General features: G+C 62.1%; 14 protein-coding genes and 1 pseudogene. 9 read left to right on the top strand and 6 right to left on the bottom strand.

All coding sequences use genetic code 11. From position 1 onward, the window contains the following. The 3 genes and pseudogenes from HX812_RS32010 to HX812_RS12780 all read left to right on the top strand — a co-directional run. Positions 1 to 243 (top strand): annotated as a pseudogene (locus HX812_RS32010) (hypothetical protein); the annotation flags it as partial. A gap of 2 nt (positions 244 to 245) precedes the next feature. After that, positions 246 to 626, top strand: a complete 381-nt coding sequence (locus HX812_RS12785) for a hypothetical protein (protein ID WP_038849060.1) — start codon at positions 246 to 248, stop codon at positions 624 to 626. Between the two features lie 114 nt (positions 627 to 740). Continuing rightward, entirely contained in the window at positions 741 to 2,183 is a 1,443-nt protein-coding gene (locus HX812_RS12780) for a hypothetical protein (RefSeq protein WP_038849057.1), read from the top strand. Between the two features lie 48 nt (positions 2,184 to 2,231). Here HX812_RS12780 and HX812_RS12775 read toward each other — a convergent pair whose 3' ends face one another. Both HX812_RS12775 and HX812_RS12770 read right to left on the bottom strand, forming a co-directional pair. Beyond that, positions 2,232 to 3,332 carry an SMP-30/gluconolactonase/LRE family protein gene (locus tag HX812_RS12775; RefSeq protein WP_038849055.1) on the bottom strand — a complete coding sequence of 367 codons (1,101 nt, stop codon included), beginning with the start codon at positions 3,330 to 3,332 and terminating at the stop codon, positions 2,232 to 2,234. After that, positions 3,329 to 4,006: a sterol desaturase family protein gene (locus HX812_RS12770; RefSeq protein WP_038849139.1), complete on the bottom strand. Its 678-nt coding sequence runs from the start codon at positions 4,004 to 4,006 to the stop codon at positions 3,329 to 3,331. Before HX812_RS12770 ends, HX812_RS12775 begins: the two co-directional genes overlap by 4 nt. A 193-nt stretch (positions 4,007 to 4,199) precedes the next feature. On the opposite strand from HX812_RS12770, the gene HX812_RS12765 reads away from it, so the two are divergent. The 6 genes from HX812_RS12765 (at position 4,200) to HX812_RS12740 (ending at position 11,022) form a co-directional block, all read left to right on the top strand. Continuing rightward, entirely contained in the window at positions 4,200 to 5,123 is a 924-nt protein-coding gene (locus HX812_RS12765) for a substrate-binding domain-containing protein (protein ID WP_038849054.1), read from the top strand. A gap of 63 nt (positions 5,124 to 5,186) precedes the next feature. Beyond that, positions 5,187 to 6,695 carry a sugar ABC transporter ATP-binding protein gene (locus HX812_RS12760; protein WP_038849053.1) on the top strand — a complete coding sequence of 503 codons (1,509 nt, stop codon included), beginning with the start codon at positions 5,187 to 5,189 and terminating at the stop codon, positions 6,693 to 6,695. Beyond that, positions 6,661 to 7,653, top strand: coding sequence for an ABC transporter permease (locus HX812_RS12755; RefSeq protein WP_038849050.1), 993 nt, complete (start codon positions 6,661 to 6,663; stop codon positions 7,651 to 7,653). The genes HX812_RS12760 and HX812_RS12755 overlap by 35 nt, the downstream gene beginning before the upstream one ends. Positions 7,654 to 7,681: 28 nt before the next feature. Beyond that, positions 7,682 to 8,761: an alcohol dehydrogenase catalytic domain-containing protein gene (locus tag HX812_RS12750; protein ID WP_038849047.1), complete on the top strand. Its 1,080-nt coding sequence runs from the start codon at positions 7,682 to 7,684 to the stop codon at positions 8,759 to 8,761. A gap of 2 nt (positions 8,762 to 8,763) precedes the next feature. Then, positions 8,764 to 10,296, top strand: coding sequence for an FGGY-family carbohydrate kinase (locus HX812_RS12745; protein WP_038849045.1), 1,533 nt, complete (start codon positions 8,764 to 8,766; stop codon positions 10,294 to 10,296). Then, entirely contained in the window at positions 10,297 to 11,022 is a 726-nt protein-coding gene (locus HX812_RS12740; protein WP_038849043.1) for an SDR family oxidoreductase, read from the top strand. It abuts the gene before it with no gap. Here HX812_RS12740 and HX812_RS12735 read toward each other — a convergent pair. The 4 genes from HX812_RS12735 to HX812_RS12720 all read right to left on the bottom strand — a co-directional run bounded on the left by HX812_RS12735 (position 11,019) and on the right by HX812_RS12720 (position 16,013). After that, a complete protein-coding gene (locus tag HX812_RS12735) occupies positions 11,019 to 12,023 on the bottom strand; it encodes a LacI family DNA-binding transcriptional regulator (protein WP_038849041.1) in 1,005 nt (334 codons plus the stop codon). The genes HX812_RS12740 and HX812_RS12735 overlap by 4 nt on opposite strands. 58 nt (positions 12,024 to 12,081) lie before the next feature. Beyond that, positions 12,082 to 12,945 (bottom strand): LysR family transcriptional regulator, encoded by an 864-nt coding sequence (locus tag HX812_RS12730; RefSeq protein ID WP_038849039.1) that lies wholly within the window; start codon positions 12,943 to 12,945, stop codon positions 12,082 to 12,084. 399 nt (positions 12,946 to 13,344) lie between these two features. After that, positions 13,345 to 14,748, bottom strand: coding sequence for an amidase (locus HX812_RS12725; RefSeq protein WP_038849030.1), 1,404 nt, complete (start codon positions 14,746 to 14,748; stop codon positions 13,345 to 13,347). After that, positions 14,745 to 16,013, bottom strand: a complete 1,269-nt coding sequence (locus HX812_RS12720) for a Zn-dependent hydrolase (RefSeq protein ID WP_038849031.1) — start codon at positions 16,011 to 16,013, stop codon at positions 14,745 to 14,747. Before HX812_RS12720 ends, HX812_RS12725 begins: the two co-directional genes overlap by 4 nt. Positions 16,014 to 16,015 lie beyond the last annotated feature (2 nt).

Below are 16,015 nucleotides of genomic sequence, written 5' to 3'. Positions count from 1 at the left end.
TTGGTGGGGTCAGTAGCGGGGGCCGCAGTGGGGGGAAAGTATGGTGCCAAACTCGCTATCCGAGGCTGTCGTATGTTTTTGGGTATTGCGATGAAGGGACGCGGTGAGATTGCATGCGCAATTATTGGCGGCGCTGCGGGTGGGCAGACCGTAGGTAATGTTCTTGGTCATGAAGGTGCCTTATTGGGTGGAGAGATCCAAGAGGCTAACGGGGATATGATCTTTGTGCCGGAGGGAGCTTAACCGTGTCGTTTTTTCTTGTCTTCACCATTGTGCATTTTGCCGGGGCGTTTGTCGTTTTGGGGATCGGTTTTTTTGCCGAATATACAAAGCTCGACGAGGTGGAGAGTTACTTCCGCCAAAACGAAATGGTCTGCGGCAATAAGCGATTTTGGAGCCGAAACCGGTGGATCGACAGGCAATATCGCATGATGTTGATTGCTGAGTTACTTTCAGATTCAAAGCGCCATCTGAGGGCAGGGGTGGTGAGTGAAGCCGAACTGGCTTCTGTTCCTTTATCGCTTAAACGCTGGGTGGTTTGGCCCTATTACCTTGGGTTCATTTGGTTGATTGCGACAGCTGTTTGGGTCTTCTGGCGCTGGTGGTGCGACATCCCTATTCCATAGCAATGATTATTTTCATTAAAAAATACTGTACATCCATCCAGTCATATTCTACATTCCATCCCAGGTGACCGGATGTCACCTGACCTTCAGTTTTTAACTATGGATGGATAAAAAATGAAATCGAAAAAAGCCTTTATGCTGGGCGCGGCCATGGCGGCCTCCTGCTTCGTTTCGGCCTTTGCCCTGGCTGAGCAAACACCTCAGAAACTCAGCGCCGAAGCGGTCAGGCAGGCCGTGGAAAAAGCGCTCAAATCCGGCGGCACGCTGGACGCGGCGAAGGTGCCGGCCAGCCTCAAGCAAAAACTCCTGGCGGCCAAGACCGGCCAGTCCAAGGCCGTCACCCAGGCGGTCAAATCCGCGCCGTTCAACAGCGTAGTCAGCGAGTTGAAAAAACCGGGCCAGGTCGAGCCGAAAAGCGCTGCCGTCGCCGACTTTGTTCCGCTGTTCCCCACCCTGGATATCAATACCCTCTACACCATCGACGGTGTGGCCCAGGGTGAAGAGTTTGCCTACCACTTCAACCTCCCACAGAACGCGCGGGTCCAGGTGCAACTGGTCAACCAGAGCGCGGGCACCGACATGTCGCTGACCCTGTTCCAGGACGACGGCCAGGGCAACCTGAGCGTGGTGGGCTCCTCGGATGCCGCTGGCAATGCCGATGAGTATCTCAACGGCGTGCTACCGGCCGGTGATTACTACTGGTACATGGTCGCCAAGGTCGCCAATAACTCGCAATTCAGCTTTGGCGTGGCGGTGGATACCAACATCGACGCCTACGAACCGAATGACACGCCGCAAACCGCCTTTGTACTGCCGGACTCGATGAACAAGGTGACCGGTAACCTCGACAACGCCAACGATGTCGATTACTTCGACTTCAAGGCGGTGCGTGGCCAAAGCGTGAGCATGTACCTGGCCGGTGACGCGAACGGCAGTCGCAATCAGTGGATTTTCGATCGTTTTGACGGCGTCAATTGGGTCACCATCCCGGCCGGGTCGACCTCGACCTACCCGAGCGTTACGCCAGGTACTACGGTGAAGGTGCGTGTGCGGGCCAACCCGGCCGTGGTCCAGGATCCGACCAAGCAATACCAGTTGAGCCTGGGCTCCACGCCGCGCCTGAACACCTCGGATGTGAAGGGTGACAACATCGTGCGTGTACCTGCGTCGATCTTCTGGATGGCGACCCAGGCGGGACGTACGGTGAACTGGACCACCAACTGGTCCGACTCCACAGGCGCACCGCTGTTGGGTGTCACACCGGTCCTGCGCATCGACAAGCGCTTTGACGGTGCCGAGTTCCACTGGACCGACTTCAAGGCCACCACCAACAGTGCGGGCACTTCCCAGGCCAGCGCCGGCATCGGTGACTGCTTCGGCGAATACCGTGTGCAGTATCCGGATAACAGCACCGGCGTGACGTATAACTGGGACACCACCTTCAACTTCGGCGGCTGGCGTATCGAGCTGGACGAGTTCCCCGGTGTGGGCGTGGGTGGCGAGAACGTGCCTTACGTGACCTTCGGGCACATCTGCACCCAGAACATCGTTCACTGATCCCAAAGCGTGAGTGAGAAGGGGCAGCCTGACGAGGCTGCCCCTTTTTTATTCGCCCGCCAATGCCAGGTCCAACGGTAGCCGCGCCATGCTCGTGCCTTTCAACGAGCCCAGGTACAACCAGTTTCCATACTCCCGCGCGGTGGTGATCGGCGAATAATTCCCCGGGCTGCCATCCTGCAGGTTGGCGATGACCTTGCCCTCGGTATCCAGCCCCAGCACGAAGGCTTTGCGTTCGATAGGCTTGGGCACCACCATCAGCGCCCGCACCATCACCTTGCGCAACATCGGATAGCCGGCAAAGCTGTCCAGCAAGGGATTGCGTGGCGAATACAGCGCCACCCAGAAACGGTCCTGGCCGTTGAAGCTGAGGTTGTCCGGCAGGCCGGGCAGGTTGTCGATAAACAGGTCATGGGTGCCGGCGCGCTCGCCTTTGAGCCAGTAACGGCTGATGCGGTACGCGCCGGTTTCATTCACCAGCACGAAGGTTTCGTCCGGTCCTAATGCAACGCCGTTGGCGAATTGCAGTTGGTCGAGCAGCACGTCGGTGCTGCCGTTGCTGAAGTCATAACGCAGCAGCCGACCGTCGCCGCCATGCTCGATTACCGCTTCGCCATCCTGCCCATAGCCCCAGCGGCTCGACGCATCGCTGAAATAGGCATAACGCCCGCTGGCGTCCACGGTGACGTCATCGGTAAAGCCAAAGGGCACGCCGTTGGCGCGGGTGCTCAACGTCGTGAGTTGATGTTTTGCATCCAGGGCGAGCAAGCCCTTGATCCCGTCGGCAATGATCAGGCGCCCATCCGGGTGCAACGCCAGGCCCAGGGGCCGCCCACCGGTATTGGCCAATACTTCCAGGCTGCGGCTGTCGGGCGAGGTGCGGATGATACGTCCGTCATGTAAACCACTGATCAAAAAGCCCTGGGCATCCAGCAGCAAGGCTTCGGGCCCGGCGATGTCCTGGGCGCCGATTTTCTGCACGCCCTTGAGGCGCTGGTTCTCGGCGTAAGGGCCGCTCTTCATCGACGGCGCCTTGGGTGGCGTCCAATTCACCGGTTGCACCTTTGTGGGCATCAACAGCAGAAAGGCGACCACCGCCAGCAACAGGACAAACAACAGATGACGCAGTTTTTTGGGACGGGTACTCATGACGATTCCTGGTTGTCGTGGGGGCTCGGCTCCCAGTGCAGGGTGCCGAACAGGTAATCCATCAGGGGAAGGACGATGTTGAAGTTGCGCCCCTGCATCAGTTCACGGCGGTGATGCAGGGCGTGCAGTTGATGCATCTGGCGGATCCATGGCAGCCGTGCCACCGGGTGGCTGGCGGGCAGGTGCTCGCAGGCGTGAAACACTTCGTAAAGTAAATATCCGAGGATCATGCACCCGGCGAACAGCCCGGCGACATTGGGGCTCACCTGCTTGAGCAACCACCAGGCGGGCAGGGTGATTGCCAGACTGTGCAGCACGATCAGCCAGGCCGGGAACAGGATGACGCGCCAGTCGCGGGGGCTGTCGTAGGTCATGTGGCCGGGGGTGAAGAAACTGTGATGGTCGCCGGTGTGGCGTGCGTAGAACAGCCGGCCCAAAGCGTGCTTATGGTGGCCGAGGTGACGGTGCACGAGGTAGATGCAGAGGTTGAAAAACAGCAGGGTCAGCGGCACGGTCAGCCATTGCACAGCGCTGATCTGATGCGTGGAAGACCAGGCCAGGGCGATGCACACAAGGCCGTAGCCGAACACGAAACCAGCGTGCAGCCAAGGGTTGTAGCGGGGCGCGACAGCGGCGCGGTAGCGCGCGCGAAAGGTCTCGGTAGGGTGGTCCATTGCGGCTTGCTCGGTGTTTTTTTGTTGGAAAGTGAGCTTAGTTGGCGCCAGGGAATGTGCGAGTTTTGCAGTGACCGGCTTACCCGAAGCGACCAATGGGGGCTTGCACACCCCCCATTTCCTTGTTAGCTTCTCGCAAAATGTTAACGATAACATTTGCTCTAACAATAAAAACAAAACAGAGAACCACGCCATGAAAATGCTCCCGAAAACCCTGTGTTTATTGGCTGTAAGCATCACCCTAGGCACCGTCTCCCCGGCATTTGCCGACGCTGCCAAGCCGATCCGCATCGGCGCGTCCTTCCAGGAAATCAACAACCCCTATTTCGTCACCATGAAAAACGCCCTCGAAGAAGCCGGGGCGACCATCGGCGCGAAACTGATCATCACCGACGCCCGTCACGACGTGTCCAAGCAGGTCAGTGACGTCGAAGACATGCTGCAAAAAGGCATCGACATCCTGCTGATCAACCCCACGGACTCGGTCGGCGTGCAATCGGCGGTCAAGTCTGCCCACGCTGCCGGTGTCGTGGTCGTCGCGGTAGACGCCCAGGCCGACGGCCCGCTGGACTCCTTCGTCGGCTCGAAAAACTTCGACGCCGGCTTCCAGGCCTGCGAATACTTGGCCAAGAACATCGGCGACAAAGGCAATATCGCGATCCTCGACGGCATCGCCGTGGTGCCGATCCTGGAGCGTGTACGCGGTTGCAAAGAGGCCGTGGCCAAGCACCCGGACATCAAGATTGTCAGCATCCAGAACGGCAAGCAGGAACGTGACCAGGCGCTGACCGTCACCGAAAACATGTTGCAGGCCCAGCCCACCCTCAAGGGCATTTTCAGCGTGAATGACAACGGCTCCCTCGGTGCACTCTCGGCCATCGAAGCCAGTGGCCTGGACGTGAAGCTGGTCAGCGTCGATGGCGCGCCGGAAGCGATCAAGGCGATCCAGAAACCCGGCAGCAAATTCATCGCCACCTCGGCGCAGTACCCGCGCGACCAGATCCGCTTGGCCCTGGGCATCGCCCTGGCCAAGAAGTGGGGCTCGCAAGTGCCGGCCACCATTCCAGTGGACATCACCCTGATCGACCAGGCCAAGGCCAAGGACTTCAGCTGGTAAATCACCCAGGCCCCACGCTGTCCGTGGGGCCCAGGTCATCCTTCTGAATATGAGGTCGGCGGTATGAGCAGTCTTCTGAAGTTGGAAAACATCTGTAAGCGCTACCCGGGCGTACAGGCCCTCAAGTCCATCAACCTGCAAGTCGAGCGCGGTGAGATTCATGCCTTGCTCGGCGAAAATGGCGCGGGCAAATCGACGCTGATGAAGATCCTCGGCGGCGTCGAGCATCAAGACGAAGGCCAGATCCTGATCGATGGCCAGGCGCAGCAGTTCGCGACCTATCGCGACGCAATCGCCGCCGGCATCGGCATCGTGTTCCAGGAATTCAGCCTGATTCCCTACCTCACGGCGGTGGAAAACATCTTCCTCGGCCATGAGCTGAGTAACCGTTTCGGCCTGTTGCGCAAGCGCGAAATGGTCGAGGCCAGCGAGGCCTTGTTCAAGCGCCTGGGCGTGACCATCGACCTGCAATGCGCGGTCAAGCACCTGAGCGTGGCCGAGCAGCAGTTTGTCGAAATCGCCAAGGCGTTGGCCCTGGATGCGCGCCTGCTGGTGCTCGACGAACCCACCGCCACCCTCACGCCCAGCGAGGCCGAGCTGCTGTTCGAGATCATGCGCGAACTCAAGCGCCAGGGCGTGGCGGTGATTTTCATTTCCCATCACCTGGAGGAGATTTTCCAGGTGTGCGACCGCATCAGCGTGTTGCGCGACGGCGGCAATGTCGGCGTCACCGATGTGGCTGACAGTGATATCGACCGGCTGGTCGAGATGATGGTCGGGCGCCGCCTGGAATGCAGTTTTCCACCCAAACCCAGCACCGAGCGCGGCCCGCTGTTGCTGGAGGTCAAAGATATTCAGCTGGTGCGCAACGGCCCTCATAACAGCTTCCAACTGCACAAGGGCGAGATCCTCGGCTTTGCCGGGCTGGTCGGCTCCGGTCGTACCGAGTTGGCCCTGGGCATGATGGGCGCGCTGCCGTCGGTGAGCAAAGACGTGTGGCTACGTGGCGAGAAAATCACCCTAGACGACCCGGCCCAGGCCCTGGCCCACGGCATCGGCCTGCTGCCGGAAAGCCGCAAGAGCGAAGGGCTGATCACCGACTTCAGCATTCGCGAAAACATCTCGCTGAACAACCTGCCCAAATACCAGAACGCCTCGGGGCTGATCGACAAAAACCGCGAATGCGCCAGCGTCGAAGGCCTGATGAAGCAACTGTCGATCAAGGCCCCCAGCAGCGAAAGCCGGGTGTTCAACCTCAGCGGCGGCAACCAGCAAAAGGTGGTGATCGCCCGTTGGATCAACCATCACTGCGACGTGCTGGTGTTCGACGAACCCACCCGTGGCATCGACGTGGGGGCCAAGGCGCAGATCTACGCGCTGATGCGCAGCCTCACCGAACAGGGCTACGCAATCATCATGATTTCCTCCGAATTGCCGGAAGTCATCGGCATGTGCGACCGCGTCGCCGTGTTCCACAAGGGCGCCATCGTCAAGGTACTCGAGGCGTCTGCCGTCAATCCTCAAGAGGTCATGCGCCATGCAACAGGGGGCTCAAGTGAATACGTCCATTAGGACCGGCGACAGCAGCCGGTTGCGCCTGAACCTGGCGCGACTGGTGCGCTCGCCGGCGTTTTATCCGTTCGTGGGGCTGGTGGTGGTGACCCTGGTGATGATCCTCGCCAGCGACACCTTCCTCACCGCCAGCAACCTGTCGAACATCGCCCGCCAGGTGTCGATCAACGCGATCATCGCGGTGGGCATGACCTGCGTGATCCTCACCGGCGGCATCGACTTGTCGGTCGGGCCGGTGATGGCCTTGTCCGGCACGCTTACGGCCGGGTTGATGGTCGCGGGCCTGCCGCCCGGCCTGGCGATTGGCGCAGGCATGTTGATCGGCGTGGCCTTCGGTATCGGCAACGGTCTGTTCGTGGCCTACCTGCACATGCCGCCGATCATCGTGACCCTGGCGACCATGGGTATCGCCCGTGGCCTGGGCCTGATGTACACCGATGGCTATCCGATTTCCGGGCTGCCGGACTGGTTTGCGTTCTTTGGCCGCGAAAGCCTGTTCGGCATCCAGGTGCCGATCCTGATCATGTTGCTCACCTACCTGGCCGCCTACGTGCTGCTGCAACACACGCGCATCGGTCGCTACATCTACGCCATTGGCGGCAATGAAGAAGCGGTGCGCTTGTCCGGCGTGCGTGCGGCGCGTTTCAAGTTGCTGGTGTATGGGATCAGTGGCCTCACGGCGGCGATTGCCGGGTTGGTCCTCACCTCACGCCTGATGAGCGGCCAGCCGAATGCCGGTGTGTCGTTCGAGCTGGATGCGATTGCCGCCGTGGTACTCGGCGGCGCCTCGATTGCCGGTGGGCGCGGGGTGATCGTCGGTACGTTGCTCGGCGCCATGCTGCTCGGCGTGTTGAACAACGGCCTGAACATGCTGGGCGTGTCGCCCTACGTTCAGAGCGTGATCAAGGGCGCAATCATTTTGCTGGCGATTTTTATCAGCCGTCAGCGCCACAAATAAATACCTAACAAGAACAGGACCCGACACCATGGACAAGCACACCGAAATGCAAGCCGTCGTCTGCCACGGCCCGAAAGACTATCGCCTGGAACGCATCGGCAAACCCCAGGCGCGCGCCAATGAACTGGTGATCCGCATCGCCGCCTGCGGCATCTGCGCCAGTGACTGCAAGTGCCACTCGGGCGCCGCAATGTTCTGGGGCGGCGACAACCCGTGGGTCAAGGCGCCGGTGGTACCGGGGCACGAATTTTTTGGCTATGTGGTGGAAGTGGGCGAGGGCGCCGAAGAGCACTTCGAAGTCGCGGTGGGCGACAAGGTGATCGCCGAGCAGATCGTGCCGTGCGGCAAGTGCCGTTTCTGCAAGTCGGGCAAGTACTGGATGTGCGAAGTGCACAATATCTTCGGCTTCCAGCGTGAAGTGGCCGAAGGTGGCATGGCCCAGTACATGCGCATTCCCAAGACCGCCATCGTGCACAAGATCCCCGAGTCGGTGTCGCTGGAAGACTCGGCGCTGGTGGAACCGATGGCCTGCTCAATCCATACGGTCAACCGTGGCGATGTCCAGCTCGACGACGTGGTGGTGATCGCCGGCGCCGGCACCCTCGGCCTGTGCATGGTCCAAGTCGCTGCGTTGAAAACCCCGAAGAAACTGGTGGTGATCGACATGGTCGACGAGCGCCTGGAACTGGCGAAAAAATTCGGCGCCGATGTGGTGATCAACCCGTCGCGCGACAACGCCCGCGAAATCATCAACGGCCTGACCGACAACTACGGCTGCGACGTCTACATCGAAACCACCGGCGTGCCGGCGGGCGTGACCCAGGGCCTGGACCTGATCCGCAAGCTCGGGCGTTTTGTCGAGTTCAGCGTGTTTGGTGCCGAGACCAGCGTCGACTGGTCGATCATCGGCGACCGCAAGGAGCTGGACGTACGCGGCGCCCATCTCGGCCCGTATTGCTACCCGATCGCTATCGACCTGTTCGAACGCGGCCTGGTCACCTCCAAGGGCATCGTCACCCATGACTTCCCGCTGGACGACTTTGCCGAGGCCTTCGCGTTGGCCAATTCGACTAAGTCGATCAAGGTGCTGTTGAAGCCGGTGGCCTGAAAATGAACTACGTGATGGGTGTCGATATAGGAACCCAGAGCACCAAGGCGCTGCTGGTGGATGGTCAAGGCACGATCATCGCCCAGCACAGCCAGGGGTATCGCGTGGATACCCCGAAAGTGCGCTGGGCCGAACAATGGCCGCAGGTCTGGCTCGATGCCGTAGAGGCCTGTGTGGCGCATTGCATGGCCAAGGCCGGTGTGGCGGCGGAGCAGGTCAAGGCGCTCTGCATCAGCAGCTTGTACGGCGGCTCGGGGATTGCGGTGGATGCGCACATCACGCCGCTGCACCCGTGCCTGATCTGGATGGACCGCCGCGCCAGTGAGCAGGTGGCCTGGGTGCGCGAGCAGGTGGACCTGGAGCGGCTGTTCGCGATCACCGGCAACTCGGTGGACAGCTACTACGGCTTCACCAAGATGCTCTGGCTCAAGCAGCACCAGCCCGAGGTGTGGGCCAAGACCCGCTACCTGCTGCCGCCCAACAGCTACATCAACTGGTGCCTCACCGGGGCGTTGGCGGTGGACCACAGCAGTGCCGGCAACATCGGCGGCGTCTACGACGTGAAGGCGCGCGGCTGGTCTGGCGAAATGCTCGATGCGCTGGGCATACCGCAGGCGATGATGCCGGAGCGCCTGGTGTATTCCGGGGAAGTCGTCGGTGGGTTGCTGGAGGGTTGGGCTGAGCGCCTGGGCCTGCAGGCGGGCACACCGATTCTGGCCGGTGGCGTCGATGCGGCCATGGCAACCTTGGCGGCGGGTGTGACGCAGCCAGGCAACCACGTGGCAATGATCGGCACCAGCATGTGCTGGGGTTACCTCAACCAGCAAGTGGATGCGCACCATGGTTTGGTGAGCATGCCCCACGTCTACAACGGCCACCGCGACCTGTACATCTTCGGCGGCGCGATCACCGCCGGTGCCTCGGTCAGCTGGTTTCGCGAGCAGTTCTGCCAGGCCGAAGAACAGCAAGCCAAGGCCACCGGCCAGGACAGTCTGGTGCTGCTGGAACAGCGAGCGATGAGCATCCCGGCGGGCAGCGAAGGCCTGTTGTTCCTGCCGTACCTGATGGGCGAGCGCAGCCCGGTGTGGGATGACCGCGCCAGTGGCAGTTTTGTTGGCTTGAACCTCTACCACAGCCGTATTCACCTGTATCGCGCGGTGCTGGAGGGGGTGAGTTTTGCCCTGCGACACAACATCGAAGCGGGCACACGCGGCGCGCATTCCCTGGACCCACGCTTGATCGTGGTGGGCGGGGCGAGCCATTCGGATCTGTGGATGCAGATCATCGCGGATGTCACGCGCTACCCGGTGTACACCATTGTCCAAGAGGTGGAAGCGGCGTTGGGGGCGGCGTTGTTGGCGGCGCACACGGTGGGGTTGGTGAGTGACGGAGAAATGGACCAGGGCTGGGTGCAGCTGGAGTTACGGGCTGAGCCCAAGGCGGAAAATGTCGAGGCGTATGACCGGGCGTTTGCCGAGTACCTGAAGCTGTATCCCGCCCTGAAACCGATCATGCACAGCCTGCAGGAGAACTGAATGAACGCAGCCTTCGACTTCACCCACCACCGCATCCTCGTCACCGGCGCCAGCAGCGGCATCGGCCGCGAAATCGCCTTGCAACTCATCGCCAGCGGCGCCGATGTCTTTGCCCTCGGCCGCGACGCCCAAGCCTTGGCCGAACTCGGCTGCCACAGCTTGTGCCTGGACATCGCCGACAGCGTCGCCCTCGACAAGGCCCTGCACGACCTGCCGCCGCTGCATGGCCTGGTCAACTGCGCCGGCATCTCGCGCCTGGAGCCGGCTGCCGCCATCAGCGCTGAAGCGTTCGATCAGGTGATGCAAGTCAACGCCCGCGCCGCCGCGCAAGTCGCCAGCCGTGTAGCGGCCAAAATGATCGAAGCACAGATCGCTGGCAGCATCGTCAATGTCTCCAGCCAGGCCTCGCTGGTGGCCCTGGACGATCACCTCGGCTACTGCGCCTCCAAGGCCGCGCTGGATGCGATCACCCGGGTGCAATGCGCCGAGTGGGGCCGCTTTGGGATTCGCGTCAACAGCGTCAACCCCACGGTGACGCTCACGCCGATGGCGGCCATGGCCTGGTCCGAACCGGCCAAGCGCGACCCGGCACTGGCGGCGATTCCCCTCGGGCGTTTTGCTGAAACCGTGGAAGTCGCCCTGCCGGTGCTGTTCCTGCTGAGCCGCGCCGCCAGCATGATCAGCGGCGTCAGCCTGCCCATCGACGGCGGCTACACCAGCCGCTAACCGTTTTCCAACTGGCCGGCGATCACCACTTTATCCCGTGGCTTGAACGGGTCTTCCAGGCGGTCGAGCAACAGGCGCACCGCGCTGCTGCCGGCCAGGGACGCATCGTGGGCCACGCAGGCGATGGGCACGCCGAAGATATCGGCGAAGGGCAGGCGGTCGATGCCGCAGATGGTCAGGCTGTCATGGGCGATGTTGTGCATGCGCAGTGCGCGCAAGGCGCCGAGGGTGATCAACTGGTTGAAGCCCATGATCGCGTCCGGCGCCGAGTGTTCGGCCAGGTAGTCGAGGGTGTGCAGGTAGGACGGCATCAGCGTGTAGTCGCCGGCCTGCACTTCGACCTGCACCTGCGGGTGCTCGGCCAGCACTTCGCGCAGGCCCTTGAGGCGTTCGACGGTGATGCGCGAGTGCTCGGGGCCGGTCAGCACCAGCAAGCGCTTGAGGTTCGGGGTCTGGCGCAGCAGGTAATGCGCGGCCTGGATGCCACTGTGGTAGTTGTCGAGCACCACGCGGCTGAACGGGCTGTCGTGGAGCGTGCGATCGAGCAGCACTACTGGGGTCTTGCCGTTGCCCAGGCGTTCGAGATAGTCGGGCTGGTAGCTCGGCTCATCCGAGACCGGGGACAGAATGATCCCCGCCACGCGGTAGCCCAACAGGGTGTCCACGGCCTTGCTTTCCAGCTCTTCCAGCTCATCGGTGTCCACCAGCATGATGGTGTAGCCATGCTGTTTGGCCTCGCGGGAAATCGCCTTGATCATTTCGCTGTAGAACGGGTTGTCCACGGAGGCGGTGATCACGCCGATGATCAGGCTTTCACTGCGCTTGAGCCCGCGCGCGAAGGCGTTGGGTACGTAATCCATCTCCCGCGCCACTTCGAGGATGCGCGCCAGGGTGGCCGGTTTGACCAGGTCGGGTTTGCTCAGTGCGCGGGACACCGTGATGGTGGTCATGCCGACCCGCTTGGCGATGTCGCTGATGGTGACGGACTTTTTCTTGTTCATCGGTCAGGCTGCTAAAGGAAACACCCGCAGGCTAGCATGCGCGGTGCAGATTGTTGCTTCAAATCAGTGGGTCCCAACGCTGCGACCAGTCGCTTTCGGCCTTGACCACTTCACGCAGCAACCCCAGCGCCTGCTGCAACACCGCCGAATCCCGCGCCCGTGAGTACACCAGGTACGTCGGGAAGCTGAATTCCGGCGCCTTGGGCACGCGCTGCATCACGCCGCTGTCCAGGTAACTCTGTACCACGCGGGTGCGGAAATAGCCGGCGCCGCCGTTCTCAAGGATGTATTGCAATGCCAGCGGGCCCAGGTTGAAACTCAATGCGGCACGGGCCTTGTCGGGCAGGGCGGCGTCGTGTTGTTGGCGAAAGCCCGGTCCCCAATCGATATACACGTAGGGCGCTGGGTTGCTCACCAGCTGCACCAGGATCAGTTTTTCTTCCAGCACCTGTTCCACTTGCAAGCCTGGCCAGTATTGCGGCTGGAACACCAATGCAGCGTCGAGTACGCCCAGTTCCAGCTGGCGCAACAGGTAGTCGCCTTCGCGCACTTCGGTGCGCAGGGCATGGCCGGGGATGTGTTGGCGTAACGCCTGGGCCCAGGCGAGCATTAGCGGGTTGCACAGGCTGACTTCGCCACCGATATGCAGCACGTTGCGATAACCGTCCGGCAGCGGCAGGTCGCGTTTTGCGGCTTCCCAGGTTTGCAGCAATTGGTTGGCGTATACCACGAAGGCCTCGCCGTCGGCGGTCAGCCTGGCGCCTGCGCGGTTGCGCACGAACAGTGTGCTGCCTAGTTGGCTTTCGAGGCTCTTGACCCGTGCGGTGATGGCGGTCTGGGTGACGTGCAGTTTCTCGGCGGCTGCGGCCAGGCTGCCGCAGCGGGTGATTTCGAGGAAGGTGCGTGCCAGTTCGATGTCCATGAAGGCCCCTGGGAATGAATGGGGACAGTGTAATGGAATGTGGTTGAAACTGTGGGAGCTGGCTTGCCTGCGAAGGCGGTGGTGCTGTGTACATATCCGTTATTTAGGTAACGGCGGCTATGGGTTCCGCCCTTACGGCGGGTCACTTTGGAAAAGAGCCGGAATGCCGGCCCAGCCCAAAGTAACCAAAGGGNNGGGGGGCGCCGCCACGCGCCATCCATGGCGCGGGGCGGCTAAACCGGCATCCCTGCCGGTTTACCCCCCAAATCCCTGTCAGATTCCGGCCAGCGTGTTTGACGGGGCGCCTGAGATCAAGATCAAGATCAAAAGCAAGAGCACGGCGCCTGATAGCCGGCCTGAGTGGTTGGGTCAAAGGCAACTGCTGCAGGGCAGTGTATTTCAGGTTGAGGTTTGTGGGGCTTGGAGGTGCTGGGTTGGGAAGGCCTTTGTGTAGGCGTGGCACACTCGCAACACCTGCTCGTCGGCAAATCGCGCGCCTACTACATGCAACCCCACGGGTAAGCCATTTGCCGCCAACCCACACGGCACCGATGCCGCCGGTTGCTGCGTGAGGTTGAAGGGATAGGTAAACGGCGTCCACTCGGTCCACTCCTGCAAATCCGAGCCCGGTGGCACATCGTGCCCGGCAGTGAACGCGGTAATCGGCATCATCGGCGACACCAGCACATCGTAGTGCTCATGGAATGCCGCCATGCGTGCTACCAATGCGGCGCGGGCTTCGAGGGCTGCGTTGAAGTCGTCCAGGCTCAAGCGTTCGCCGCGTTGGGCGATGCGCAGCAGGCCGGGGTCGAGCAGTTGTTTTTGTGCCTCGCTCATGGCGCCGGTCAGGCGTGCCGCGCCGGCTGCCCACAAGGTGCTGAAGACGTCCAGCGGGTCGCTGAAACCGGGGTCGATCTGCTCGACGTGGGCGCCCAGTTGTTCCAGGCCTCGCACCGCCTCCGCGACCACCTTGGCCACTTGTGGGTCGACCTTCACGTAACCGAAGTTCGGACTGTAGGCCACGCGCAACCCTTTCAAATCCGTACCCGGCGTCAGCCATGGTGTGGTGCGTGGCGCACCGATCAAGCCATCCCGTGCGTCCGGCTGGGCGATGGTCTGCAGCATCAAGACGCTGTCTTCCACCGTACGGGTCATCGGCCCCAGGTGCGACAGGATGGTCATGGAACTGGCCGGCCATTGCGGCACATAGCCGAAGGTCGGCTTGATGCCGAAGGTGCCGGTAAAGGCACAGGGAATCCGGATCGAACCGCCCGCATCGCTGCCCTGGTGCAGCACGCCCAGGTTCAACGCCGCCGCCGCGCCTGCGCCGCCGGATGAACCGCCTGCCGTGGTGCGGGTATCCCAAGGGTTGCGGGTGATGCCATACAACGGGTTGTCGGTGACGCCTTTCCAGCCGAATTCCGGGGTAGTGGTCTTGCCCAGCAGCACCGCGCCTGCCTTGCGCATGAAGGCCGGGAAGGGCGCGTCGATGTCCCACGGCCCCTCGGCGGATGAGGTGCGTGAGCCCTTGCGGGTCGGCATGCCGTTGGTCAGCGTCAGGTCCTTGATCGAAGAGGGCACGCCGTCCAACGGGCCGCAGGGCTGGCCGTTGAGCCAGCGCTGTTCCGAGGCGCGCGCGGCGTTCAGCGCACCTTGCGGGTCCACGTGACAATAGGCGTTCACCACCGGATTGAAGCGTTCGATACGCAGCAGGGCATCCTCGGTGACTTCCACCGGCGATAGGGTCTTGTCGCGAAAATGCTGCAGCAGTTGCACCGCCGTCAGTTGGCCGATCTCGCTCATGCGATTTCCCCCTGTGCCGCATTGACCATGGCGCGCAGCAATACCGCGCATCCCGCCGCCAGGTCATCCGGCGCGGCGTTTTCGATTTCGTTATGGCTGATGCCGCCTTCGCACGGCACGAAGATCATCCCGGCCGGGCCCAGTTCAGCGACGAAAATCGCGTCGTGGCCGGCACCGCTGACGATGTCCATATGGCTCAAGCCCAAGGCTTCGGCGCCCTCGCGCACGGCGTTGACGCAGGCTGGGGCGAAGTCCAGCGGTGGGAAGTCGGCGGTTGGCGTCAGTTCATACGCCAACCCGTGCCTGGCGGCGGTGGTTTCGATTACGCCGCGCACTTCATCGACCATGGCGTGTAGTTTGTCTGCATGCAGGTGACGCAGGTCGAGGGTCATGTGCACCTGGCCGGGAATCACGTTGCGCGAACCGGGGTGCAGGCTCAGGCAACCGACCGTGCCGCAGGCGTGGGGTTGCTGTTGATGGGCGATGCGGTTGACCGCGCTGACCACCTCGGCGGCGCCGACCAGGGCGTCCTTGCGCAGGTGCATCGGCGTCGGGCCGGCGTGGGCTTCGACGCCGGTGAAGGTCAGGTCGAACCACTTCTGGCCCAGGCAGCCCATGACCACGCCGATGGTAGTGGCCTGGTCTTCCAGCACCGGGCCCTGTTCGATATGTGCTTCGAAGTAAGCGCCGACCGGGTGGCCGAGCACGGCGCGGGACCCTGCATACCCAATGCGTTGCAGTTCGGCGCCCACCGACAGGCCCTGGTCATCGACTTTGTCGAGGGTGTCCTGCAAATCGAACTTACCGGCAAACACCCCGGAACCCATCATGCACGGCGGAAAACGCGAGCCTTCTTCGTTGGTCCACACCACCACTTCAATCGGCGCTTGGGTTTCGATGTTCAAATCATTCAGGGTGCGGATCACTTCCAGTCCGGCCATTACCCCATAACAGCCGTCGAACTTGCCGCCCGTGGGTTGGGTGTCGATATGGCTGCCGGTCATCACCGGGGGCAGGGCCGGGTTTTGCCCGGCGCGGCGCGCAAAGATATTGCCGATGGCGTCGACCGTGACGCTGCACCCGGCGGCCTCGCACCATTGCACAAACAGGTCGCGGGCCTGGCGATCCAGGTCGGTGAGGGCCAGGCGGCATACGCCGCCTTTGGCGGTGGCGCCGAGTCGGGCCAGGTCCATCAGCGACTGCCACAGGCGGTCACGGTTGATCAGCGGGGCGTTGCTCTTGAGCGGTTGCGCAAAACTATTCATCA

The sequence above is a fragment of the Pseudomonas sp. IPO3749 genome, assembly GCF_013386605.1.
GTDB lineage: Bacteria > Pseudomonadota > Gammaproteobacteria > Pseudomonadales > Pseudomonadaceae > Aquipseudomonas > Aquipseudomonas azotoformans_A.
Note: the sequence above shows the minus strand (reverse complement) of the source record. Positions and strands in the feature narration are given on the sequence as shown.